We start from the raw sequence: 26327 nt of genomic DNA, 5'->3' as shown, positions 1-26327 counted from the left end.
CAGCTTACTCCGGCAGCATGGTTTTCAGATCCTGCTCAACCGAAGTGATTGCGCGCAGGCCAAATTTTTCATTCAGGATTGCCAGCAGGTTATCGGTCAGGAAGGCAGGTGCTGTCGGACCGGTAGCGATATTTTTTACGCCGAGCGACAGCAGCGTCAGCAGGATCACAATGGCTTTTTGTTCAAACCAGGAAAGCACCAGACTCAGCGGTAAATCATTCACACCGCAGCCTAATTTCTCGGCCAGATTGACCGCCAGAATAATGGCAGAGTAGGCGTCGTTACACTGGCCGACGTCCAGCAGGCGCGGCAGGCCTTCGATGGAACCGAAATCCAGTTTGTTAAAGCGGTATTTGCCACAGGCCAGCGTCATGATCAGGCAATCCTGCGGTACGCTGCGTGCCAGATCGGTGAAGTAACTGCGCTCGCCGCGGCTGCCGTCGCACCCGCCGATCAGGAAGATATGGCGCAGTTTTTTAGCGGCGACGAGATCAATCACGGTATCCGCCGCGCCGAGCAACGTCTGGCGGCCAAATCCGACCGTTATTTCCTGCTCAATTTCGCTGTAACGGAAGCCCGGAAGCTGCAAGGCCTGCGCGATCACCGGCGCAAAATTTTCACCTTCCAGATGCTGGACGCCCGGCCAGCCGACGATGCTGCGTGTCCAGATCCGGTCGCCGTAGTTGCCGACGTTCGGGTCAATAATGCAGTTGGACGTCATCACCACCGGCCCCGGGAATTTCGCGAATTCCACCTGCTGATTTTGCCAGCCGCTGCCGTAGTTACCGGCCAGATGCGGGAATTTTTTCAGTTCCGGATAACCGTGGGCAGGCAGCATTTCGCCGTGGGTATAAATATTGATGCCGGTACCGGCGGTTTGCTCGAGCAGCATCTGCAAATCTTTCAGGTCATGGCCTGAAATCAGAATCGCTTTACCCGCCAGCGGACGGACATTGACGTTGGTCGGCTGAGGGTGACCATAGGCATCGGTTTCGCCCTTATCCAGAATTTCCATCACACCAAAGTTCATTTTGCCGATTGCCATCGCGTTTGCGAGCAGTTCCCCCATGTCCGCTGGCTGCGTGCCGAGCCACGCCATCAGACGGTGATATTCGGCGTAAATAGCGGGGTCAGACTGACCCAAAACGTGCGCGTGCTCCATGTATGCCGCTGCACCTTTCAGGCCGTACAAACACAGCATCCGCAGGCCATGAATGTCATCGCCAATCTGCGCTTTGTCGCCGTTCAGCGCAAAATGCTGCGCCTGTTTTTGCAGCTCGTGGAGTTTATCGCTGACCAGTTCCAGCGCCGCCAGCGGATGGCTGACGGTGATTTGCGGATCCATCAGGCGGCAACGCACGGCCAGAGATTCGCGGTGGGTAATGGCTTCACGGGCGTAGCCGACGATGCGGTCAGAATCGAAATTCACATTAGTCAGGGTGGAGAAAAAGGCGCGGGGCGCGAAGCTGTCGATCTCTTCATCGATAATCCCGTAGCCTCGTGCGGTCAGCGCCCATGCGGACAGGCCTTCGAGCACGGCGACCAGTAAATCTTGTAAATCAGAGGTTTCCGCCGTTTTGCCACACATTCCCTGCGCATAAGCGCAGCCATTGCCCGCCGGGGTACGGACTGTTTGTTCACATTGCACACAAAACATCATGAGGTCCTTTTTTAAAGTTGCATTTTAAATGCTTGTTTTAATGCAAGCCTAAAACTGGCAGGGACGGAAATGAAGGGGTTTTTAGGACTAAGTGAAGGGGAATTGATTTATCGCAAGTTTTACAGGTGAGTGCCCGCTGCCGGAAAGCAGCGGGAAAACAAGTATCAGGCGGAGAAAAAGGCCATCAGCACAGGCGCTATCAGGCTTAATACGAATCCGTGAACGACGGCGGGCGGAACCATATCCAGGCCGCCACTGCGCTGTAACACCGGCAGGGTGAAGTCCATTGACGTGGCACCGCACAAGCCGAGCGCCGTCGAGCGGCTGGTACGCACCAGCGTCGGGATCAGCATAATGGCGCACAGTTCGCGGGCCAGGTCGTTAAAGAACGCGGCGCTGCCGATCACCGGGCCAAAAGAATCGGTAAGCACAATGCCGGAAAGCGAATACCAGCCGTAGCCGGAGGCGAGCGCAAGGCCGGTTTTCAGCGGCAGGCCGAGCAATAACGCGGCGATTGCACCACCAGCTAAGGCGCTGACGGCGACCACCACCCCGACCATCATTCCGCGACGGTTAAGGATAATCTGTCGCAGCGTCATGCTGCTGTTGCGAAGCTGTATACCGACCAGTGCCAGCAGGAATAACAGCGCAATTTCGCTGGCTTGCGAGGCGAAGGTCAGCCAGTGCCATTGGGTCAGGCCGAGCGCGAAACCACCGATCACCACACCGCATAACTTCAACGATTCCAGCGCCATGTGAATACGCGACGGCAGTTTTTCCTGTTTGTGCTCTGATTTCCACGGACGGCGGCGTTCGAGCAGCCACAACGCGGCGTAGTTCATCACAAAAATGCACAGGAAACACACTGCCGCATATTTGAAAATCAGCAGTAAATTTGTGCTGAGATTATCGAGGAAAGCCAGACTGATGCCCATAATGAAAAGGATGACGTACACCATCCAGCTCAGCAACTGATTAACAATATGCAGCAGGGGCCGGTTTTTTAGCGGAATAAGGTAGCCGGCGATCAGCGGCAGGAGAATAATTAACAGCCCGGAATACATGATGCAAAAGTCCCTGAAAAGTGAGATCCCATAAGTGGAACGCGGCGCAGAAAAGGCCGCCCGCCACGCTAACGAAAAGTTATCTGACTGTAAAGCAGCTTCGGCACGCAGAGATATCTTTGCACGCTTGACCTGAACCATTTTTTAACGCCATGCTCAGGAAAGTTTTGAGCGCACAGGAGGCGTCTGATGTATCTGGAACGTATTGATATTGTCGGTTTTCGCGGGATTAACCGCCTGTCTTTAACGCTGACACAGCCCGCTCAACGTGGCGCATCGATTACCGGCGCCTCCCGACAGGGGGAGGGCGAATCCTTTCCGACCAACACCGTTCTCATCGGTGAGAATGCCTGGGGTAAATCCAGTCTGCTCGACGCGTTAACTCTGCTGCTTTCTCCGGAACCCAAACTGTACTGCTTTAAAGAAGAGGACTTCTATTTCCCCGCCGGCGAGGAGGAATCCAAATCCCAGTACCTGCACGTGGTATTTACGTTCTGTGAGAATCAGGCCGGTCATCATATGTCGCCGCGGTTTAATTCACTCTCACCGCTTTGGGTGAAATGTGCTGACAAACTCAACCGGATTTATTACCGGCTGGAAGGCGAACTTGACGACGACGGCAGCGTCATGACGCTGCGCAGCTTCCTGTCGTCCAGCGGTCAGCCTTTAAATCTGACGACGATTGATCCGCTGGCGCAGGCTTTGATCCGCCTCAATCCGGTATTACGTTTACGCGATGCGCGTTTTATCCGCCGTCTGCGCAGTGAAACACTGGCGCCACGGCTGGCGGCTAATAACGAAGAACTGGCAAAACAACTGGATGAACTGACACGGGAGCTGGTCCACAGCCCGCAGACGCTGAAAAACAGCGAACTGCGCAGCGGACTTTCGGCGATGCAGCAGTTGCTGGAACATTATTTTGCCGAGCAGGGGACATCGAACAGTGTGCCGTGGCAGCAAAAACGTCATGGCCGCGCAGAAAGCCGCCGGGCATGGCGTTCTCTGGATAACATCAACCGTATGATTGCCGAACCCAACAGCCGCAGTATGCGGGTGATGCTGCTTGGCATGTTCTCGACGCTGTTACAGGCTAAAGGATCAGTGGTGTTGCATCCCGATGCCAGACCGCTGTTGCTTATCGAAGACCCCGAAACCCGCCTGCATCCGATCATGCTTTCTGTGGCGTGGGGCCTGCTGGATCAGCTGCCGTTGCAGCGGATCACCACCACCAATTCTGGCGATTTGCTTTCCCTGGTACCGGTCGAACAAATTTGTCGTCTGGTGCGTGAATCCGGTCGCGTGGCTGCGTATGGCATTGGTCCGGAAGGGCTGAGTCTGGAAGACAGCCGCCGCATTGCGTTTCATATTCGCTTCAACCGGCCGTCTTCTTTGTTCGCCCGTTGCTGGTTGCTGGTTGAAGGGGAAACGGAAGTCTGGTTGCTGAATCAGCTGGCGCGGCAATGTGGTTATCATTTTGAATCTGAAGGGATCAAGGTCATTGAGTTTGCGCAGTGCGGGCTTAAGCCGTTGCTGCGTTTTGCCCGGCAAATGGGTATTGAATGGCATGCGCTGGTCGATGGTGATGAAGCGGGGCGAAAATACGCCGCGACGGTGATGGCTAATGTGGAAAGCCATGAAGATACGTTGCGTTACCGGCTGACGGCCTTACCTGCACAGGACATTGAATATTTTCTGTATCGCGAGGGTTTTGAAGATGTTTACCGCAAAAATGCGGGAATACCGGATAACGCGCCAATGTCGCCAAGGCGCATTCTTGATAAAGCTGTTCACCGCAGTTCGAAGCCGGATCTGGCAATAGACGTGGCGATGGCGGCATCGTTGCGGGGAACCTCATCGATTCCCCCGTTGCTGCGACAGATGTTTTCCCGCGTGGCCTGGCTGGCGCGCGGGAGAGCCGATTAAGCAGCCTGAGTTTGGGCGACAGTAACCGGATTGCCGTGTCCGCTGGTGAATGTCTGGCGGATCTGGCTTTCCAGGTCATCTAACAGCAGATAACGGCGGCGGTACTCGGAACGGCGTTTACTGGCGATTTCTTCCAGCGGGCGGTGCGCAATCTGGCGGGGCAGATGGAAATAACCGTCTTCGCCCTGTTTTGCATCCAGCGTTTCCCAGAAGCTGTCGTAATCGGCATACACCATCCCTTTACGTTTTTTGTAACGCGGATCCTCATAAATATGCGTGTGGTTGCCGACGGCAATCAGTTGCGTCATGCCTGTTACATCCGCCAGCGTTGTCAGCGCTTCAATCACCAGACGTTTCGGGAACAACCCATGGCAGGCTTTAGTAGCTGTCTGAATTTCCTGGTGATCCACATGGGCGCGCGGCCCCTGCAATGCGCCAATAAACAGCGTCGGCTGACCCTGATACTCAATAAAAGAGAACGTCACGATAGCAATCGGTTCTCCCTGCTGATTATTGAAGGACAGCGTCGCTTCGCCTTCTTTATCCAGACGGCTGACGGCGTTAAAGGTAATGGCATAACGCTGATCTTCTTTACCGGTCAGGGTGGCAATCGCCATCGGTTTTTTATTCAGATAGCCGTGATTAATGGCGTCCGGCAGGCAGTCCTGGATCATATCGTAATGATCGGTGATCCGCTTCAGGGCCTGAGCCTGATTGATATTGGCTGCCTGATAGGTGCGATGTAATTTCGCTGGCAGGCCGGGCATTGCCAACAGAATTTCATCACGTTGCGGATGCTGCGCCAGATAATCGAGCAGTGCAAACGTTCTGCGCGGCTGCTTCAGCGTGCGGAAAAGGAATTTAAGGCGATAGCGCGGTAATTTCCAGGACGGCCCCGGCGTGATGCGGTTGGTGAGGAGTGCCTTCATCAACTGCAAGCCTGAAAGCGGGGCTTTTTCTACGCCAGGATAATGGAGAGTCGTCATGGTCTTTACCTGTTATTTGCAACCGGGTTTTTGTTACCGATATTTCAACAGGAGCTGCATAAACGACTGTGCAACGGGGAAAAGTATGGAGAAATTGAACGTGATTTGTTGAGATTGTGTTTAGATTTGATTTTGTTTATGTCGTGTCTTAGCAATTGGTGTCTAAAAAATGTACTTTATTTTCGTAAAGAGGGCTTGAAGCCTGAGCCATTCTCCCCCATAAATAAAAATGCCAGTCAGTGAGTGACCGGCATTTGCAGTAGACGTGTTATCTGAGACGTGATGCTGAACCGGTCAGGCGACCGCTTCACTTTCCACTGGAATAATGAGGCTGGCATGATTCCCCTTTGGGCCTTCATGAACGTCGAAATTGACCTGCTGGCCGGCTTTTAAAGTCCGGTAACCCTCCATCTGTATTGTGGAGTAGTGAGCGAAGATGTCTTCACCGCCATTTTGCGGGCAAATGAAGCCAAAGCCTTTAGCATTATTGAACCATTTAACCGTACCCGTCTGCATGCTTCTACATCCCTCTCATGACTAGTCTGGTAGTAAATAGATAAAGCCAGTTGAGTGAGCACGTAGGCCAGAACGTCGGCGATAAGTGCCTGTTCAGGCCGGTTTAAACCCCGTCCGGCTCACGAATTTACACTCTAGTGGAATAGAGAAAGACGTCAAGGAAACGGCATTTGTCCCGGGGGAGCAGATAACCAAAGTTTGAAGCAGGTAACGCTATTGACATATTTTGTTAAATTTTCATCCGCGTTATCGGTTGCACGTAAAACATTTTGTGCAGCGGCAAGGTGAGGCCAGAGATGGTAAAATACGGTAATAACGGCGTGAGGCTCTGCAGAAAGCCTTCATGCTTGTGTATTTGGCTTCCGATACGATCTTCACAGGTGATGAACAGGCAATGGGCAATAATCAAGACTGGCTAAATTTTGAACATTTGGCGGCGGATAAGCAAAAGGATGAGGTAAAACCGCCATCTATGTATAAAGTTATATTAAACAACGACGATTACACTCCAATGGAATTTGTGATTGACGTTCTGCAAAAGTTCTTTTCTTATGATATTGAACGTGCAACGCAACTGATGCTCCAGGTGCACTACAGAGGCAAAGCGATATGCGGTGTTTATACAGCCGAAGTCGCGGAAACCAAGGTCGCACACGTAAATGAGTACGCCAAGGAGAATGAGCATCCGTTGCTGTGTACGCTGGAAAAAGCCTGATTAAGGCAATCTATTTGGGAGGTGCCTATGCTCAATCAAGAACTTGAACTCAGTCTCAACATGGCTTTCGCAAGAGCCCGTGAGCACCGGCATGAGTTTATGACCGTGGAGCACCTGTTGCTGGCGTTGCTCAGCAACCCTGCTGCCCGTGAAGCGCTTGAAGCTTGTACAGTCGATCTGGTGGCATTACGCCAGGAGCTGGAAGCCTTCATCGAGCAAACCACACCCACCTTACCCGCCAGTGAAGAGGAACGTGACACCCAGCCTACGCTGAGTTTCCAGCGCGTTCTGCAACGTGCGGTATTCCACGTGCAATCTTCTGGCCGCAGCGAAGTCTCGGGCGCTAACGTTCTGGTCGCGATTTTCAGCGAACAGGAATCTCAGGCAGCCTATCTCCTGCGCAAACATGACGTCAGCCGCCTTGATGTGGTGAACTTTATTTCGCATGGCACCCGTAAAGATGAATCGGGCAGCCAGGCGCAAAACAATGCGGAAAACCCAGTTAACGAAGAGCAGTCGGCGGGGGAAGATCGTATGGAGAACTTCACCACTAATCTCAACCAGTTAGCGCGTGTAGGTGGTATTGATCCGCTGATTGGCCGTGACAAAGAACTGGAGCGCGCCATTCAGGTGCTCTGCCGTCGCCGTAAGAATAACCCGCTGCTGGTGGGTGAATCCGGCGTGGGTAAAACCGCGATTGCCGAAGGTCTGGCATGGCGAATCGAGCAGGGCGATGTGCCGGAAGTGATGGCCGACTGCACCCTGTATTCTCTGGATATCGGTTCGTTGCTGGCGGGCACTAAATACCGCGGTGATTTCGAAAAACGTTTCAAATCTCTGCTGAAACAGCTGGAGCAGGATAAGAACAGCATCCTGTTTATTGATGAAATTCACACGATCATTGGTGCCGGTGCGGCATCGGGCGGTCAGGTGGATGCGGCAAACCTCATCAAGCCATTGCTTTCCAGCGGGAAAATCCGCGTGATCGGTTCCACCACGTATCAGGAATTCAGCAATATCTTTGAGAAAGACCGTGCTCTGGCACGTCGCTTCCAGAAAATTGATATTACTGAGCCAAGCGTGGAAGAAACGGTTCAGATCATTAACGGCCTGAAAACCAAATACGAAGCGCATCACGATGTGCGTTACACCGCGAAAGCGGTGCGTGCGGCGGTTGAGTTGTCGGTCAAATATATCAATGACCGTCATCTGCCGGACAAAGCCATCGACGTCATCGACGAAGCGGGCGCGCGCAGCCGGTTAATGCCGGTCAGCAAACGCAAGAAAACCGTTAACGTCAGCGATATCGAAAGCGTTGTGGCGCGTATTGCCCGCATTCCGGAAAAAACCGTGTCTGCGACAGACCGCGATGTGCTGAAAAATCTGGGCGATCGTCTGAAAATGCTGGTCTTCGGACAGGATCCTGCGATTGAAGCACTGACTGAAGCGATCAAAATGAGCCGCGCCGGTCTGGGTCAGGATCACAAGCCTGTCGGTTCGTTCCTGTTCGCCGGTCCTACCGGTGTGGGTAAAACAGAAGTCACGGTACAGCTGGCGAAAGCGCTGGATATCGAACTGCTGCGCTTTGATATGTCGGAATACATGGAACGTCATACGGTCAGTCGTCTGATCGGTGCGCCTCCGGGTTATGTCGGCTTTGACCAGGGCGGTTTGCTGACGGATGCGGTGATTAAACATCCTCACGCCGTGGTGCTGCTCGATGAAATCGAAAAGGCGCATCCGGATGTCTTCAACCTGCTATTGCAGGTGATGGACAACGGCACGCTGACTGATAACAACGGGCGCAAGGCTGATTTCCGTAACGTGATTTTGGTAATGACCACTAACGCCGGTGTGCGTGAAACGGAACGTAAATCGATTGGTCTGATTCATCAGGACAACAGTCCGGATGCGATGGAAGAGATCAAACGTACCTTTACGCCGGAATTCCGTAACCGTCTCGACAACGTTATTTGGTTCAACCATCTGTCTACGGAAGTTATTCAGCAGGTTGTCGATAAGTTTATCGTTGAACTGCAGGCGCAGCTGGATGCGAAAGGCGTTTCTCTCGAAGTCAGCGATGAAGCTCGCGACTGGCTGACCGTGAAAGGCTACGACCGTGCGATGGGTGCGCGTCCGATGACCCGTACCGTTCAGGAAAACCTGAAGAAACCACTCGCCAACGAACTGCTGTTTGGTTCACTGGTGGATGGCGGTTCCGTCTCTGTGGCTTTGGATAAAGCGGCTGACAAGCTCACTTATCACTTCATGAGTGCGCAGAAGAAAAAACCGGAAGGTGCGGTGCATTAATTTTCATCTGTGATGAAAAAACAAAAGGCGATGTGAAAACATCGCCTTTTTTCTTTCCGAAATTCTTTATTTAATTGCAGTAATTAGTGAGGGATTTCAGAAAGGATAGGGGAATACATCGTGGAACAAATGCCGGATTGCGGATACCACAAAACGCCCTTGCAACAGCAGGAAGGGCGAAAAGGGTATCCTCAGGTATCGCCGGAAAATCAGCGATGAGTGAGCCGCTTATTAACGGCTACGGAAGACAATGCGGCCTTTGCTCAGGTCGTACGGGGTCAGCTCTACAGTGACTTTGTCGCCCGTCAGGATGCGGATGTAGTTCTTACGCATTTTACCGGAGATGTGTGCGGTAACTACGTGTCCGTTTTCTAATTCTACGCGGAACATAGTGTTTGGCAGCGTATCAAGTACGGTGCCTTGCATTTCAATGTTGTCTTCTTTGGCCATCGAATCCTCTAGGTCTAACTACCATAGTTTTTAACCGGCAAGATAATGCCGAAAAACCCACATTATGTAAAGAAGTATGGTCCATGACCGCACCTATTCCCTATCCTTCGGGAACACCGGCAGGTCTTCATCATGTGGGGATAAGTCTTGTGGCAACCAGCAATCCGGCGCTAACGCTCGTTGCGAAAGTTCGGATAACTGCTGCAAAAATTGGCGGCGGGGGATCTCTCTCGCACCCAGCGACGCAGTGTGAGGGTTGAGCACCTGACAGTCAATCAGTTCTCCACCATTGCGGGAAAAATGTTGGCAAAAAACCATCAGCGCGGCTTTTGAAGCGTTTTCACGGCGACTGAACATCGACTCGCCGCAAAATAACCCGCCAACAGAAACACCGTATAATCCGCCAACCAGTTCATTTCCTTCCCAGACTTCAACTGAATGCGCGCGTCCGGCTTCGTGTAACTCCTGATAACCGCGCTGAACCAGCGGTCCGATCCAGGTACCGTCCTCACGCTGCATCGCACACGCACGTATGACCTTTTCAAATTGCTGGTTAAGTGTGAAACGAAAAGGCATTTTGCGCATGAAACGTTTCAGACTCCGGCTGACGTGACGTTCATCCGGAACTAAAATTGCACGGGGATCGGGTGACCACCACAGGATCATCTCTCCCGGTTCAAACCAGGGGAAAACGCCGTACTGATACGCGGAAAGCAGGCGAGGGGCGGTGAGATCACCTCCGATAGCCAGCAGGCCATTTGGGTCCTGCAAGGCAGTTTCAGGATCCGGAAAATTAACCGAATTGGCCTCAAGCTTTACTAACCGCATAGATCTCCTTATCCGGCGACTCACGGGCCGCCGCTAAACTGGCAACTACGACGTCAGGTACGTGACAAAAACCGCGCGTACCGGCCCTGTGCAGCAATTAACGACGCATGATCACCTTGCTCCACAATCTGACCTTCCTCCATGACGCAAATCCTGTCGAAAGTTTCCAGACCGTGCAGCCGGTGCGTCACTAAGAGTAGCGTTTTATTCTGACAATGCTTGTGCAGCAGAGCCAAAATATGTTGTTCCGTTTCCGCATCAAGTCCTTCTGTCGGTTCATCAAGCAACCACAGCGGAGCATCATGCAGCAAAGCACGTGCCAGCCCGATACGACGCTGTTCGCCACCGGAAAGCTGACGTCCACCTTCACCGAGCCAGGCGTTCAGGCCTTCATTTTCCAACAACACATGTAAATCAACCTGTCTCAGGACTTCCGCGATCTGCTCATCGGTGCAATCCGGTGATGCCATGCGCAGGTTTTCGCGCAGCGTAGTGTTAAAGACATGTGCTCGCTGACTGACAACGGTGATCATCTTACGCAGCGTTGTTTCATCGTAGGCACCGATAGCATGGCCATTGATTTCAAGCGTGCCGCTGGTGATATCCCAGCCGCGGGTCAGCAATTGCAGCAGGGTAGATTTGCCACAACCAGTCTGGCCGAGCAGGGCGATATGTTCACCGGCCCTGACATCCAGCGTGACGTTTTTCAGCACCGGAAGCGGTTGTCCGGGATAGGTGAAGTTCAGATTTTGCAGCGACAGGCTGACGTGTTCAGCGGCAACAGGACCTTGTGTCGGGAAGGTTACGTCGGCAGGCTGGTCAATAATCTGGCTGACGCGCTGAGCCGAAGCGATGACTTGCCCCAGATGCTGGAATGCCGCAGCGACCGGCCCCAGCGCTTCGAAAGCGGCCAGCGGAGTAAATACGAACAAAGCAATCAGTGCGCCGGGCTGCGGGAACTGGCTGATGCCACCCGCGGCCAGCCACAGCATTAGCGTCACGGTCAGACCGGCTGCTGCAATCACCATCGCCTGCGACAAACCGGTCAGTTTTGCCTGCTGCTGCTGGCGCAACATCCAGCGGCGCTCGATATCGTTCAGTTGCTGGCGGAATCGTGGCTGAGCGCCAAAGACCACCAGCTCGGACTGACCCTGTAACCATGACGTCAGCTGCATGCGGTAATCACTGCGCAGCGCCGTCAGTTCGCGGCCAGCCGGTTTACCCGCCCGGTAGAAAATCACCGGCAGAAGCAGCATCAGCACCAGCATGATCGCACCGAGGGTCAGCGCCAGTTTCACATCGAGGAAACTCAGGCCAAACGTCACCAGCAGGATCACCACCAGCGCACTTACCAGCGGAGAAATCACCCGCAGATACAAATGATCCAGCGTATCGACATCGGCAACCAGCCGGTTCAGTAAATCGGCCTGACGAAAACGGGCAATACCGCCCGGAGACAGCGGCATGATTTTGGTGAAAGTAAACACGCGCAGATGTGCGAGCACACGGAATGTCGCGTCGTGGCTGACCAGACGCTCGGCATAGCGGCCTGCAGTACGAAATATCGCCGCCCCGCGCACACCGGCGGCAGGAAGCATGTAGTTGAAACTGTATAAACCGGCGATACCCGCCACGGCGGAGGCCGCGAGGAACCATCCCGAAAGCGTCAGCAGCCCGATGCTCGCCAGTAAAGTGACGATAGCCAGAATGATGCCCAGAGACAGGCGGAACCAGTGACGGCGATACAGCGCGAGATAAGGCAGAAGAGTTTTCATGATTACAGCTCCTTATTCCGCTGGGAAAGCAGGCTGGTGAATAATCCGTTCTGAGCCACCAGTTGCGCAAATGTGCCACGCTCAGCGATCAGGCCTTTATCCATCACCCAGATTTCGTCGTAGTCCCGGGTGTCTTCCAGCTGATGCGTCACCAGCAGGGAGGTTTGTGCTTTAGACGCGTCGTTCAGCGCGCTCATTACCCGTTTTTCGCTGTGTGCGTCGAGGCTGGCGGTGGGTTCATCAAGCAGTAATAAACTGCACGGCGAGAGCAGGGCGCGGGCTACGGCCACGCGCTGCGCCTGACCGATGGATAAACGCGCCGCGCTGTCGCCCAGTTCGGTTTCCAGTCCCTGCGGTAACAGCGGCAGGAATTCACTCACATACGCACGGTCGATGGCAGACTGAAGCTGTTCATCGCTGACATCCGGCTGATTGAGCAGAATGTTGGCACGCAGGGTTTGTTCGGGCAGATGTGGGTTCTGGCCGACCCAGCTCAGCTGTTTACGCCATTCATCGTTGCGTAATGATTTCAGTTCCATACCGCTGACGGTAATTGAACCCTGATAAGGCAGGAAGCCGAGCAGGGCGTTTAGCAATGAACTTTTACCCGCACCGCTCAGGCCGACGATGGCGATACGTTGTCCTGCCGGAATACTGAAGGTCAGCGGACCGGCCAGCGTTTTACCCTGTGGCGACTGAATAATCAGATCGCGGGCTTCCAGTTCCACCGTTTTACCGGCCGGGAAATTCTGGTCACCGTCACCCATATCGGCACTTTCAGCACTCAGGAACGTCACCAGACTTTCTGCTGCGCCGACGGCCTGCGCTTTGGCGTGATAAAACGCGCCCAGATCACGCAGAGGCTGGAAAAACTCCGGGGCAAGTATCAGCACCAGAAAACCGGCGAAAAGGGTCACAGGCGTGCCGTAGCTGCCAAAGTTCAGTTCGCCCAGATAAGAGAAACCGAAGTACACCGCGACAACCGCAATGGAGATGGAAGCGAAGAATTCCAGGACTGCGGAAGATAAAAAGGCCAGACGCAGAACGTCCATTGTGCGGGCGCGAAAGTGTTCCGTTGAGCGTTTGATCTGGTCGATTTCTGCCGTGCCGCGGTGGAACAGGCGAAGTGTATCCAGACCGCGCAGACTGTCGAGGAAGTTTCCGCTAAGACGCGCCAGCGCGACAAAGTTGCGGCGGTTAGCATCTGCCGCACCCATTCCGACCAGCGCCATAAACAGCGGGATCAGCGGTGCGGTAACCAGCAGGATCAGCCCTGCGGCCCAGTTAATCGGGAAGACACTGACTAAAATCAGCAGTGGAATAATACCGGCAAGAGCAATTTGTGGCAGATAGCGGGAATAGTAATCCTGCATATCTTCGATTTGTTCAAGAATGATGCTGGCCCAGCTGCCGGCTGGTTTGCCCTGGATCCATGCAGGCCCCAGTTTTTCCAGACGATCCAGCACCAGTTTGCGCATTTCCTGGCGGATAACGCGTCCGCAGATAAAGCCCACCTGTTCACGTAGCCAGGTCACGACGGCACGCAACACAAAGGTCAGTGCCATTAACAGGAAACTTTGCAGCAGCGCATCACGCGGAGTGTGCTCGATGATCAGGCTGTGCAGTAATCCGGCCATCAGCCAGGCCTGTGCGAGGATCAGTAAACCAGAAAGCAGACCCAGCATCATAGACAGACGGATCCAGCCTTTGGCGCGGGAGCTTTGTTGTTTTAACCAGCGGGTAAGTTCTTGTTGTCGTGTTTTATTCATCAGGCTTCAGTCTGTGCAGCAATCCGGATGGGAGGGCGCTTATGTTACATGCTCGGACCGCAAACTGAAAATATGAAAAAGGCGGCAATTACGCCGCCTCTTTTTAAGGGCAAACAGAAGGGGAGATGCTTACAAATCCGGTGCTTGCGATAAACCGTCCAGATAGCGCTCGGCATCCAGCGCGGCCATACAACCGGTACCGGCGGACGTGATCGCCTGACGGTAAATATGGTCCATGACATCGCCTGCGGCGAAAACACCCGGAATGCTGGTTTGTGTCGCATTGCCGTGTGAACCGGACTGCACCTTGATGTAGCCGTCTTTCAGTTCCAGCTGGCCTTCGAAAATGCCGGTGTTCGGGCTGTGACCGATAGCGATGAATACACCGGCAACATCCACCTGAGATTTCTCGTCAGTGCGCACGTCGAGCAAGCTCGCGCCGGTAACACCCATCTGATCGCCGACCACTTCATTCAGGGTTTTGTGGGTGTGCAGAACAATATTACCGCTGGCCACTTTGTCATTCAGACGGTCTACCAGAATTTTTTCAGCACGGAAACTGTCGCGACGGTGGATCAGGTGTACTTCAGAGGCAATGTTCGCCAGATAAAGCGCTTCTTCGACTGCGGTATTCCCGCCACCAACCACTGCGACTTTTTGATTACGGTAGAAGAAACCATCACAGGTGGCGCAGGCAGAAACGCCGCGACCTTTGAACGCTTCTTCAGAAGGCAGACCGATGTAACGTGCGGATGCGCCGGTGGCGATGATCAGCGCGTCACAGGTGTATTCGCCGCTGTCGCCGGTGAGACGGAACGGACGGTTCTGCAAATCGACTTTGTTAATGTGGTCGAAAATAATCTCGGTATTAAATTTGGTCGCATGTTCATGCATACGTTCCATCAGACCCGGACCGGTCAGACCTTCAGGATCGCCCGGCCAGTTTTCGACTTCTGTGGTTGTGGTCAGCTGACCGCCTTTTTCAACACCGGTAATCAAAACCGGATTAAGGTTGGCGCGTGCTGCATAAACTGCTGCGGTATAACCCGCAGGACCAGAACCTAAAATCAATAATTTACTGTGTTTAACCGTACTCATGCGTAATTCATCTCCGCGGTAGCGACAAGCGATAGACCGATTGTAGGGAAAACGGCGCAGTAAAAAAAGCAAACTCAGATGTTGTTAACGATTTGTCTGATAGTTTTTACAGTGAAACACGGGTAAAAAGGTTTCCTTTGCTGATTATCAGACACTTAACTGTTTGATGAACAGCGTGAAAAACAACGGCGGTGATGTCAGCGGCTGTGAATGTTGTTTAACAGAGTGCGGTCTTTTAGTCACAATTCACGGCAGGTTGTGGGGATTTGGCTGAATTATTTCGCGCATTGAGTTGTTATTGTTCAAAGAGAAAAGACAGCTAAAAAGGGGGGATCAGCTTTTCAGGTTGGCACGTTCTTCTGATTTTGCTTCTTTTACTTTGACAATCCGCTGTGCATTTGCGAAAACATCAGGGGAAGAAGAAATTAACTGCCTGTCTGTGACTTGAATTTATGCAATTGGCTGCTACCGGACCCGTTCTGGTCTTGCTTTTTGGCGTTTTTGTTGCAGCAGGGTTTAGTGAATCAGGTTGGCTGTATGCAATCTATTAATTTCGCAGGGTTATTTCTTTTGAGTATCCGTTTTACGGTCGTGTTCCTTTTGACAGGGGATCAACGCGGCTTTTGGATGCGTAAACCTTAATAATCGGGTCTTCGCTTGGGACAACCCTTAGACATTGAAGTTGGCTGGGGTATGGCAGGTGCAGGGAAGGACAGCAGAGAGACAATAATAATGGTAGACAACAAAAAACGTCCGGGAAAAGATCTCGACCGTATTGACCGTAACATCCTCAATGAATTGCAAAAGGATGGCCGGATTTCAAACGTCGAGCTTTCCAAACGTGTGGGATTATCTCCAACTCCATGTCTGGAGCGCGTTCGTCGTCTGGAACGTCAGGGCTTCATCAATGGTTATACCGCATTGCTAAACCCGCATTATCTGGATGCCTCGTTGCTGGTGTTTGTTGAGATTACCCTCAACCGTGGCGCGCCGGATGTGTTTGAGCAATTTAATGCGGCAGTACAAAAACTCGAAGATATTCAGGAGTGTCACTTGGTTTCAGGGGACTTCGACTATTTGTTGAAAACCCGCGTACCTGACATGTCCGCCTACCGTAAACTGTTAGGTGAGACATTACTTCGTCTTCCAGGTGTTAACGACACCCGAACCTATGTGGTCATGGAAGAAGTAAAACAGACAAATCGCCTGGTCATCAAAACCCGGTAATTGTTCAGGTGCAAAACCTTGTAATTTTAGCTACACTCCTGTGTATCTATACAGCTATGGCGCCGGGGACTCTCGGCGCTGTTGCTTTTTCTCAGTTCACAGGAACCTGGAGAGCCTTTCTTGAGCCAGGAATATACAGAAGATAAAGAAGTTACCCTTAAAAAGCTGAGCAATGGTCGCCGTCTTCTGGAGGCTTTGCTGGTGGTGGTAGCGATTTTTGCTGCTTATTTAATGGCAGCATTGGTGAGTTTTAACCCCTCTGATCCAAGCTGGTCTCAGACCGCATGGCATGGGCCAATTCACAACTGGGGCGGTGGTGTGGGAGCCTGGATGGCTGACACGCTGTTCTTCATCTTTGGCGTATTTGGTTACGCTATTCCCCCTATTATTCTGTGCCTCTGCTGGGCGGCGTTTCGTCAGCGGGATAAACAGGATTTCGTCGATTATTTTGCCCTTTCGCTGCGCCTTATCGGGACGCTGGCGCTTATTGTCACGTCTTGTGGTCTGGCATCAGTCAATATCGATGACCTTTACTACTTCGCTTCCGGTGGTGTCATCGGCAGTTTGTTGAGTACAGCGATGACGCCGTATTTCAACAATGTTGGCGCGACGCTGGTGTTGTTATGTGTGTGGGCAGCCGGACTGACACTGTTTACCGGCTGGTCATGGCTGACCATTGCCGAGAAAATTGGCGGTGCCGTGCTCGGTGTCACCAATATCGTGACCAACCGTTCCCGTCGTGACGATGATTATGACTACGACGAGCACGACGATCCGTTACTGGAAGACGACGAAGCCAAACCGGTAGCTAAAGTTGCTCCTGTCGTCGCAGGTGCAGCGGCGATCCCTGCGGCTGCCGCAGCGACTGCGGAACCCGATGACGATGACGTGCTGTTCTCTGCGCCTTCAGTTAATGAGCATCAAGCAGCACCAGCACCAGCACCAGCACCAGCACCAGCACCAACAGCTTCTGCTCCTGTTTCTTCTGCTGTTCCTGAAACAACCGCGGCAGTTGCTGAACCGGTTTCGGTCGTGACACCAGCGCCAGCAGCTGATCCTTATGCTGCAGAACCGCCGGTGGCTGAGATTTCACCCTATCCGTCTACGCCGGTTTCAACGGCGCCGCCGCTCTATAATTTCGAAATCCCGGAAGAAACGCCGGTGCCGCGCCATCCGCAGCCGGTACAGCAATCACCTTCTCCTGCGCCGGTTGAGCGCAATCAGGAAGATGGCCCGAGTCTCGGGAACTGGCAAACAGCCGTTGAACCCAGCCGTTCACCGTTTGATTTCAGTTCGCCGGTACCCGATGCCGCGCAGGCCGCCAGCGTCGCTGCTACGGCTGCACTTGCTACGGGGCTGGCTCAGGCAGGACAGTCTGCAGCATCTTCTGCAACTAATACCTTTATGCCTGCTTTCAGCGCTGTAAGTGATGAAAATCCGCAGGTGAAAAAAGGGTTTGGCCCAGAATTGCCGCGTCCAAATCCGGTGCGTATTCCAACGCGTCGCGAGCTGGCGTCGTACGGCATTAAATTGCCGTCTCAGCGTATGGCCGAACAACAGGAAAACGCGCAAGCTGCGGCCCAGCAAAATGCCGGACAGGAAACCTGGCATAACGATCCTCTGGCTCAGGCCGACGAGGAAGCCAGGCAGGAAGCCGCATTGCAGCAGGCGTTTGCCGAACAGCAGCAAGAGCGTTACGGCGATGCGGTGACTGAAAATGAACCGGATGCTGAAGCCGCCTTGCAGGAAGCTGAACTACGCAATGCCTTCGCTGCGCGCGAGCAGGCTCGTTATCAGCAAGAAGTCGAGCCACAAAGCGGTCTGGTTCAGCATCATCATTCGCAAAATAATCAGGCAGAAATTTCCCATTCTCCTGCCGATGATTTTGCTGCTGCCGCGATGAAACTCAGCCAGCACGATGCTTTCAGCTTCTCGCCAATGGCGGATCTGGTGGACGATACGCCTTCTGAGCCATTGTTCACGTTGTCAGCCCAAGCGGAAGAAGAACCGCAACCTGCAGCGTTTGCTCAGCAACCTTATCAGCGCGCTGCGGCTTCGGAACCGGTGCAACATGCGCAGGAGTATGAAGCGCCACGTCAGTCATCGCCATCGGCGCAGCCTGACATGGACAGCCTGATCCACCCGTTCCTGATGCGTAATGAACAGCCGCTGGTGAAACCGACTACGCCGCTGCCATCACTGGATTTGCTGACATCGCCTCCGGCGGAAGCGGAACCTGTGGACGAGTTCGCGCTGGAACAGATGGGTAACCTTATCGAAGCCCGCCTGAATGATTACCGCATCAAAGCAGACGTCGTCGGCAAATTACCGGGTCCGGTCATTACACGTTTCGAACTGGATCTGGCGCCGGGCGTTAAAGCCGCGCGTATTTCTAACCTTTCGCGTGACCTTGCACGTTCATTGTCTGCCGTTGCGGTGCGTGTCGTGGAAGTTATTCCCGGCAAGCCTTATGTCGGCCTGGAATTGCCAAACAAGAAACGTCAGACCGTGTATCTGCGGGAAGTGCTGGACTGTGCGAAATTTAAAGAAAGTACGTCTCCGCTGACGATTGTGCTGGGTAAAGATATTTCGGGTGAGCCGGTTATCGCCGATTTGGCGAAAATGCCTCACTTGCTGGTGGCTGGTACGACCGGTTCCGGTAAGTCTGTCGGCGTTAACGCTATGATCCTGAGTATGCTTTACAAATCCAAACCGGAAGATGTGCGCTTCATTATGATCGACCCGAAAATGCTCGAGTTGTCGGTATATGAAGGCATTCCGCATTTGCTGACTGAAGTCGTCACCGATATGAAAGATGCAGCCAATGCGTTGCGCTGGTGTGTCGGCGAGATGGAACGTCGCTATAAACTGATGTCGGCGCTGGGTGTACGTAACCTTGCGGGCTATAACGAACGAATTCTGGAAGCGGAAGCGATGGGACGTCCAATTCCTGATCCATTCTGGAAGCCGGGTGATGGCATGGCTGCTGAGCCGCCATACCTGCAAAAAGAACCGTTTATCGTGGTGATGGTCGATGAGTTTGCCGATCTGATGATGACCGTCGGTAAAAAGGTAGAAGAGCTGATCGCACGTCTGGCCCAGAAAGCACGTGCCGCAGGTATTCACCTGGTTCTGGCTACGCAGCGACCTTCTGTCGATGTGATTACCGGTCTGATTAAAGCGAACATCCCTACCCGTATCGCCTTTACGGTGTCGAGTAAAATCGACTCCCGTACCATTCTGGATCAGGGCGGTGCTGAATCACTGTTAGGGATGGGTGACATGTTGTACATGGCGCCAAACTCCTCGATTCCGGTGCGTGTTCACGGTGCGTTCGTCCGTGACCAGGAAGTTCATGCGGTAGTTCAGGACTGGAAAGCCCGCGGTCGTCCGAAATACATCGAAAGCATTGTTTCCGGTGGTGACGATGGTGAAGGTGGCGGTTTAGGTCTGGACGGTGATGAAGAGCTTGATGCTCTGTTTGATCAGGCTGTGGCATTTGTCGTCGACAAACGTCGTGCATCAATTTCAGGCGTTCAGCGTCAGTTCCGTATCGGTTACAACCGCGCGGCACGTATCGTTGAACAAATGGAAGCGCAGGGCATTGTCAGTACGCCGGGCCATAACGGCAACCGTGAAGTACTGGCACCGCCATCGCATGAGTAAATCCTTCCAAAATTAATATCCAAAGTCATTCGGGCTGGTTCAAGGCGGCAACTGACCTAACCCCGGGAGCTTAACTTACTAAGTGACTGGGGTGATAGAAGGCAGCCAACGCAGAGGCAGTTCGAATGATGAAGGATATTTGCAAAGATGCGTAAAACACATGTTTTTCAGATGATTGAGCTACCACCGGAGCGCTGCCTCGGATAGAGTTCGCACCATACGTCTTTTGCCTGTGTAAAAGGCATCGTCTGAAGTTTATGGATTTCTGAGGTAAGTATAAGAATGAAAAAATTGTTAATGGTAGGGTGTTTACTGACCGCATTTACCTCCGCTTCCGTATTAGCGGACGCAAGCAGTGATCTCAAATCCCGTCTGGGCAAACTCAATACTTTCCACGCCAGCTTCACTCAGACTGTCACCAGCGATGATGGTGCCGCCGTCCAGCAGGGCGAAGGTCAGCTTTGGGTCAAACGTCCGAACCTGTTTAACTGGCATATGACGACGCCAGATGAAAGCATTCTGGTTTCTGACGGCAAAACCCTGTGGTTCTACAACCCGTTCGTTGAGCAGGTCACGGCGACCTGGCTGAAAAACGCGACCGGCAATACGCCGTTCATGCTGATCACCCGTAACGACAGCAGCGACTGGGCTAAATACAACGTGAAGCAGAAAGGCGATGATTTTGAATTAACGCCAAAAGCTTCTACCGGCAATCTGAAGCAATTCGCAATCACAGTCACGCCGACCGGCACCATCAAAAGTTTTACTGCGGTTGAGCAGGACGGCCAAAAAAGTGCTTATACCCTGAAGGGCGAGCAAAATGCGGCTGTAGATGATGCTAAATTTAAATTTACTCCACCTAAGGGTGTGACGGTGGATGACCAGCGTCAGTGAGGTTAGTTTGAGTAATCTGTCACTCGATTTTTCCCAAAACGAATTCCAGCCACTGGCCGCCCGTATGCGGCCCGTAACCCTTGCAGAATATATCGGGCAGCAGCATCTGTTAGCGCCGGGCAAACCTCTGCCGCGGGCGATTGAAGCAGGGCAGCTGCATTCGATGATTTTGTGGGGGCCGCCGGGTACCGGGAAAACGACGCTGGCAGAACTGATTGGCCGCTATGCTAATGCCGATGTTGAGCGTATTTCGGCGGTCACATCAGGCGTGAAAGATATCCGTGAAGCGATTGAACGTGCCCGACAGAATCGTGATGCCGGGCGTCGTACGATCTTGTTCGTTGATGAGGTCCATCGTTTCAACAAAAGTCAGCAGGATGCTTTCCTGCCGCACATAGAAGACGGCACCATAACGTTCATTGGTGCGACGACTGAAAACCCTTCGTTCGAACTCAATTCCGCATTGCTTTCCCGCGCACGTGTTTATCTGCTCAAATCACTGACAGCGGAAGATATTGAGAAAGTGATCGATCAGGCACTGACCAACGCTGAGCGCGGTTATGCCAATGAAAAAATCCGTGTCCCGCCGGAAACCCGCCGTATGCTTTCGGAACTGGTAAATGGTGACGCGCGCCGTGCTTTGAATAGTATTGAGATGATGGCCGATATGGCCGAAATTGACGTCAAAGGTTACCGGACGTTAACGCCAGAATTGCTCACGGAAATAGCCGGTGAGCGCAGTGCGCGTTTCGATAATAAAGGCGATCGTTTTTACGATTTAATCTCTGCGTTGCATAAATCAGTCCGTGGCTCCTCGCCTGATGCCGCACTTTACTGGTATGCCAGAATCATCACTGCTGGCGGCGATCCGCTGTATGTGGCGCGCCGTTTGCTGGCGATTGCCTCAGAAGATGTCGGCAATGCGGATCCGCGCGGTATGCAGGTCGCCATTTCTGCCTGGGATTGTTTCACCCGCGTCGGTCCGGCGGAAGGTGAGCGTGCGATTGCTCAGGCCATTGTGTATCTGGCGTGTGCGCCGAAAAGTAATGCTGTTTATACCGCGTTCAAATCGGCGATGCGCGATGCGCGCGAAATGGCGGATTACGATGTTCCGGAACATCTGCGTAATGCGCCGACCAAGCTGATGAAAGAAATGGGGTTGGGTGCGGAGTATCGTTATGCACATGATGAACCCAACGCCTACGCGGCTGGCGAAGATTATTTCCCACCTGAAATGGCCAGTACGCAGTATTATTACCCGACGTCACGCGGGCTTGAAGGCAAGATCGGCGAAAAGCTGGCATGGCTTGCCGAGCAAGATCAAAATAGCCCGACAAAACGCTACCGCTAACTTTATCGTTGCGGTAAGGTTACCCGTGATAACTCTTTGACACGCTGCCGTTTCAGTCAGCGTGCATCATCAAAATAACATTCAATAATGACACGTACAGGATTAGCATGCTCGATCCCAATATGCTGCGTAATGAGCTAGACGCAGTTGCAGAAAAACTCGCTCGCAGAGGTTTTAAACTCGATGTGGAAACGCTGCGTTCTCAGGAAGAACGCCGCAAAGTCTTGCAGGTAGAAACGGAAACTCTCCAGGCTGAACGTAACGCACGATCGAAAACTATCGGTCAGGCAAAAGCCCGTGGCGAAGACATCGAACCTTTGCGTCTGGAAGTGAATACGCTGGGTGAGAAGCTGGATGCCGCGAAGGCGGAACTGGAAGCATTGCAAAATGATATCCGTGATATCGCTTCTGCTATTCCGAACCTGCCTGATGATTCCGTACCTGCTGGTAAAGACGAAAACGACAATCAGGAAGTGAGCCGCTGGGGCACGCCGCGTCAGTACGATTTCACTGTCCGTGATCACGTGTCGCTTGGCGAAATGGCCGGTGGTCTTGATTTTGCCGCGGCTGTTAAGCTGACCGGTGCGCGTTTTGTAGTGATGAAAGGGCAAATCGCCCGTATGCATCGCGCACTGTCCCAGTTCATGCTGGACTTGCACACCGAACAGCACGGTTATCTGGAAACGTACGTACCGTATCTGGTCAACCAGGAAACGTTGTACGGTACTGGTCAGTTGCCGAAATTTGGCGAAGACCTGTTCCATACTAAACCGCTCGGTGAAGAAGCCGGCAGCAGCAACTATGCGCTGATCCCGACAGCTGAAGTTCCACTGACCAACCTGACACGTGATGAAATTCTTGAAGAAGAATCTCTGCCACTGAAAATGACGGCGCACACGCCTTGCTTCCGTTCAGAGGCCGGGTCTTACGGTCGTGATACCCGTGGTCTGATCCGTATGCACCAGTTTGACAAGGTCGAGATGGTACAGATTGTTCGTCCGGAAGAATCGATGGATGCTCTGGAAGAACTTACCGGTCATGCAGAAAAAGTGCTTCAGTTGCTGAATCTGCCGTACCGCAAGGTTCTGCTGTGTACCGGCGACATGGGCTTTGGCTCATGCAAAACCTACGATCTGGAAGTCTGGCTGCCAGCGCAGGATACTTACCGCGAAATTTCTTCATGTTCAAACATGGGTGATTTCCAGGCTCGCCGTATGCAGGCGCGCTGCCGCAGCAAAACTGACAAAAAACCACGTCTGGTTCATACCCTGAATGGTTCTGGTCTGGCTGTGGGTCGTACGCTGGTGGCTGTGCTGGAAAACTACCAGCAAGCTGACGGCCGTATTGAAGTGCCGGAAGTATTACGTCCTTACATGGGCGGTTTAGAATATATCGGCTAATCCCGTTATATATGCAGTAATATAGCGAAAAAGCGCCTGAGGGCGCTTTTTTTATGCATAAAATCGTGCGCTGCGTTAAGAATTCCTCATTTCCGCCAACACAACCCTGCCTTTTTTGATAGCAGACAAAGTTTCCTACCCCCTTATTAGTAGTATCCCTGCATTCTGAGTGGGTAACTACTTTATGACCGGAGCGGGAAAATGTCGGTAATCGAACCTGAAGTCATCACGATAAAAAGTGGTATCAGCCGCCGGGCGCTGATGAAAACATCAACGCTGGCAGGACTGGCCATTGCCGCGGGCGGCGTATCTCTGCCATTCAGCCGCAAAGCACTGGCACAGGCTGTGGGCGAGGCCAAAAATTCCGCACCTGAAGACAAAGTGGTCTGGGGTGCCTGCTCGGTTAACTGCGGCAGCCGCTGCGCCCTGCGATTACATGTACGTGATGATGAAGTGTACTGGGTTGAAACCGATAATACCGGACATGACATCTACGGTGACCATCAGGTTCGCGCCTGTCTGCGTGGTCGCTCAATCCGCCGGCGAATGAACCATCCGGAGCGTTTGAATTACCCGATGAAGCGCGTCGGTAAACGTGGCGAAGGTAAATTCAGGCGCATCAGCTGGGAAGAAGCCTTTGATGAAATCGCCAATAACCTGAAGCGTATTGTTGCTAAATATGGCAATGAGGCCGTGTATATCAACTACACCTCCGGCGTTGTCGGCGGCAATATCACCCGTTCTTCCCCTTACGCCTCGCTGGTTGCCCGCCTGATGAACTGTTACGGCGGCTTCCTCAGTCATTACGGGACTTACAGTACCGCGCAAATCGCCTGCGCCATGCCATACACTTATGGCAGTAATGATGGCAACAGCACATCAGATATTGAAAACAGTAAGCTGGTGGTGCTTTTCGGTAATAATCCTGCGGAAACGCGCATGAGCGGTGGCGGCATCACCTATTACCTCGAGCAGGCGCGTCAGCGTTCCAGTGCCCGTATGATCGTGATCGACCCGCGCTACACTGACACTGCCGCTGGCCGTGAAGATGAGTGGATCCCGATCCGTCCGGGAACGGATGCTGCGCTGGTCGCCGGTCTTGCGCATGTGTTGATCACCGAAAATATGGTCGATCAGCCTTTCCTCGATGCCTGTTGCGTGGGCTACGACGAAAAAACATTGCCCGCGGACGCACCGGCCAACAGCCACTACAAAGCGTACATTCTCGGTCAGGGGGAAGATGGGACGGCGAAGACGCCTGCATGGGCATCCCGTATTACCGGTATTCCGGCAGAGCGTATTGTTAAACTGGCCCGGGAAATCGGACAAGCCAAACCGGCGTATATTTCTCAGGGCTGGGGCCCGCAGCGTCAGGCTAATGGTGAGCTGACGTCCCGCGCCATCGCCATGCTGCCGATTCTGACCGGCAATGTCGGGATCAATGGTGGTAACAGCGGTGCGCGTGAATCAACCTATACCATTACTATCGAAAGAATGCCGGTGCTGGAAAATCCGGTGAAGACACAGATTTCCTGTTTTAGCTGGACCGATGCCATTGCGCGCGGACCTGAAATGACTGCCAAAGCAGATGGCGTGCGCGGTAAAGACAAGCTGGATGTGCCGATCAAATTCATCTGGAACTATGCCGGTAACACCATCACCAACCAGCATTCCGACATCAATAAAACCCACGATATTCTGCAGGATGACTCGCAGTGCGAAATGATCGTGGTGCTGGAAAACTTCATGACGTCATCGGCGAAATACGCCGATATCCTGCTGCCGGATCTTATGACCGTCGAACAGGAAGACATTATTCCCAACGATTACGCCGGCAATATGGGATACCTGATTTTCATCCAGCCCGCGACCTCTGCCAAATTCGAGCGCAAAGGAATTTACGAGATGATGAGCGAAGTGGCGCGTCGTCTTGGTCCGGATGTTTACAACAAATTCACCGAAGGCCGCAGCCAGCGGGAATGGTTGCAGTATCTGTACACCAAAATGCTGGCGAAAGACCCGGCGTTACCTGCGTATGAAGAATTGCGCGAAATGGGAATTTATAAACGTAAAGATCCGGCAGGGCATTTTGTGGCCTATAAAAAATTCCGTCAGGATCCTGTCGCTAATCCGCTGAAAACACCCTCAGGAAAGATCGAAATTTATTCCTCGGCACTGGCGAAAATTGCCAGTGAATGGGAGCTGCAAAAAGACGAAACAATCAGCCCGCTGCCGGTCTATGCCTCAACCTTTGAAGGCTGGGATGACCCGAAACGCAGCCAGTTCCCTCTACAGATGTTCGGCTTCCACTACAAAGCCCGCACCCATTCCACTTACGGCAATATCGACGTGCTGCAGGCGGCCTGCCGTCAGGAAGTGTGGATCAATCCGCTGGATGCCAAAACCCGTGGTATTGAGAACGGTGACAAAGTGAAAGTGTTTAATGACCGTGGCGAAGTGCGTGTGGCAGCCAAAGTTACGCCGCGCATCATGCCCGGCGTTGTTGCTATGGGGCAGGGCGCATGGCATCAGGCCAATATGAGTGGTGACCGTATTGACCATGGTGCCTGCATGAATACGCTGACGACCCAACGCCCGTCTCCGCTGGCGAAAGGAAATCCTCAGCATACGAATTTGATTCAAATAGAAAAAGTCTAAGAAGCTACGGCCCAGGAGCCAGGCTCGATGGCATGGT

The 26327-nt window shown here is 53.0% G+C and carries 18 protein-coding genes; 9 read left to right on the top strand and 9 right to left on the bottom strand.

Translation table 11 applies throughout. From position 1 onward, the window contains the following. Positions 1–4: 4 nt before the first annotated feature. A complete protein-coding gene (hcp, locus tag EC840_RS11495; protein ID WP_132965656.1) occupies positions 5–1657 on the bottom strand; it encodes a hydroxylamine reductase in 1653 nt (550 codons plus the stop codon). Positions 1658–1824: 167 nt separating this feature from the next. Beyond that, complete coding sequence (locus EC840_RS11490; protein ID WP_112287398.1) at positions 1825–2724, bottom strand: lysine exporter LysO family protein; 900 nt, start codon at positions 2722–2724, stop codon at positions 1825–1827. 189 nt (positions 2725–2913) lie between these two features. Between EC840_RS11490 and EC840_RS11485 the strand changes: the two genes are divergently transcribed. After that, on the top strand, positions 2914–4647 hold the full coding sequence (locus EC840_RS11485; protein WP_112287291.1) for an ATP-dependent endonuclease: 1734 nt from the start codon (positions 2914–2916) through the stop codon (positions 4645–4647). Here EC840_RS11485 and EC840_RS11480 read toward each other — a convergent pair. Beyond that, complete coding sequence (locus EC840_RS11480; RefSeq protein ID WP_132965397.1) at positions 4644–5633, bottom strand: VirK/YbjX family protein; 990 nt, start codon at positions 5631–5633, stop codon at positions 4644–4646. The genes EC840_RS11485 and EC840_RS11480 overlap by 4 nt on opposite strands. 294 nt (positions 5634–5927) lie before the next feature. Beyond that, a complete protein-coding gene (cspD, locus tag EC840_RS11475) occupies positions 5928–6149 on the bottom strand; it encodes a cold shock-like protein CspD (RefSeq protein ID WP_015696601.1) in 222 nt (73 codons plus the stop codon). Positions 6150–6543: 394 nt separating this feature from the next. On the opposite strand from cspD, the gene clpS reads away from it, so the two are divergent. Continuing rightward, complete coding sequence (gene clpS / locus EC840_RS11470) at positions 6544–6864, top strand: ATP-dependent Clp protease adapter ClpS (RefSeq protein ID WP_013574769.1); 321 nt, start codon at positions 6544–6546, stop codon at positions 6862–6864. 27 nt (positions 6865–6891) lie between these two features. Beyond that, positions 6892–9174, top strand: coding sequence for an ATP-dependent Clp protease ATP-binding subunit ClpA (gene clpA, locus EC840_RS11465; protein WP_112287293.1), 2283 nt, complete (start codon positions 6892–6894; stop codon positions 9172–9174). Positions 9175–9405: 231 nt separating this feature from the next. Here clpA and infA read toward each other — a convergent pair whose 3' ends face one another. The 5 genes from infA to trxB all read right to left on the bottom strand — a co-directional run bounded on the left by infA (position 9406) and on the right by trxB (position 15094). Beyond that, a complete protein-coding gene (gene infA / locus EC840_RS11460) occupies positions 9406–9624 on the bottom strand; it encodes a translation initiation factor IF-1 (protein ID WP_002211347.1) in 219 nt (72 codons plus the stop codon). A 93-nt stretch (positions 9625–9717) separates the two neighbouring features. Continuing rightward, positions 9718–10452, bottom strand: a complete 735-nt coding sequence (aat, locus tag EC840_RS11455) for a leucyl/phenylalanyl-tRNA--protein transferase (RefSeq protein ID WP_129638973.1) — start codon at positions 10450–10452, stop codon at positions 9718–9720. A 53-nt stretch (positions 10453–10505) separates the two neighbouring features. Next, the gene (gene cydC, locus EC840_RS11450; protein ID WP_132965394.1) at positions 10506–12227 is read right to left on the bottom strand and encodes a cysteine/glutathione ABC transporter ATP-binding protein/permease CydC; all 1722 of its coding nucleotides are present in this window, start codon (positions 12225–12227) and stop codon (positions 10506–10508) included. Positions 12228–12229: 2 nt separating this feature from the next. Continuing rightward, positions 12230–13996 (bottom strand): cysteine/glutathione ABC transporter permease/ATP-binding protein CydD, encoded by a 1767-nt coding sequence (gene cydD / locus EC840_RS11445; RefSeq protein WP_129638971.1) that lies wholly within the window; start codon positions 13994–13996, stop codon positions 12230–12232. Positions 13997–14125: 129 nt separating this feature from the next. Further along, complete coding sequence (gene trxB / locus EC840_RS11440) at positions 14126–15094, bottom strand: thioredoxin-disulfide reductase (protein ID WP_120161190.1); 969 nt, start codon at positions 15092–15094, stop codon at positions 14126–14128. Positions 15095–15826: 732 nt separating this feature from the next. Here trxB and lrp point away from each other — a divergent pair. The 6 genes from lrp to ynfE all read left to right on the top strand — a co-directional run bounded on the left by lrp (position 15827) and on the right by ynfE (position 26290). Next, on the top strand, positions 15827–16321 hold the full coding sequence (gene lrp / locus EC840_RS11435) for a leucine-responsive transcriptional regulator Lrp (RefSeq protein ID WP_013574775.1): 495 nt from the start codon (positions 15827–15829) through the stop codon (positions 16319–16321). Between the two features lie 120 nt (positions 16322–16441). Continuing rightward, positions 16442–19987, top strand: a complete 3546-nt coding sequence (locus EC840_RS11430; RefSeq protein WP_132965392.1) for a DNA translocase FtsK 4TM domain-containing protein — start codon at positions 16442–16444, stop codon at positions 19985–19987. A gap of 282 nt (positions 19988–20269) precedes the next feature. Then, positions 20270–20881: an outer membrane lipoprotein chaperone LolA gene (gene lolA, locus EC840_RS11425; RefSeq protein ID WP_120161194.1), complete on the top strand. Its 612-nt coding sequence runs from the start codon at positions 20270–20272 to the stop codon at positions 20879–20881. A gap of 7 nt (positions 20882–20888) precedes the next feature. Beyond that, positions 20889–22232 carry a replication-associated recombination protein A gene (locus EC840_RS11420; protein ID WP_132965390.1) on the top strand — a complete coding sequence of 448 codons (1344 nt, stop codon included), beginning with the start codon at positions 20889–20891 and terminating at the stop codon, positions 22230–22232. A 107-nt stretch (positions 22233–22339) separates the two neighbouring features. Beyond that, positions 22340–23632 carry a serine--tRNA ligase gene (gene serS, locus EC840_RS11415; protein WP_112287299.1) on the top strand — a complete coding sequence of 431 codons (1293 nt, stop codon included), beginning with the start codon at positions 22340–22342 and terminating at the stop codon, positions 23630–23632. A gap of 201 nt (positions 23633–23833) precedes the next feature. After that, the gene (gene ynfE / locus EC840_RS11410; protein ID WP_132965388.1) at positions 23834–26290 is read left to right on the top strand and encodes a selenate/tellurate reductase subunit YnfE; all 2457 of its coding nucleotides are present in this window, start codon (positions 23834–23836) and stop codon (positions 26288–26290) included. The last annotated feature ends 37 nt before the right edge of the window (positions 26291–26327 follow it).

This window comes from Rahnella sp. JUb53 (genome assembly GCF_004346065.1).
GTDB lineage: Bacteria > Pseudomonadota > Gammaproteobacteria > Enterobacterales > Enterobacteriaceae > Rahnella > Rahnella variigena.
The sequence above is the reverse complement of the archived record's forward strand: the minus strand, read 5'-3'. Positions and strand labels throughout refer to the sequence as shown.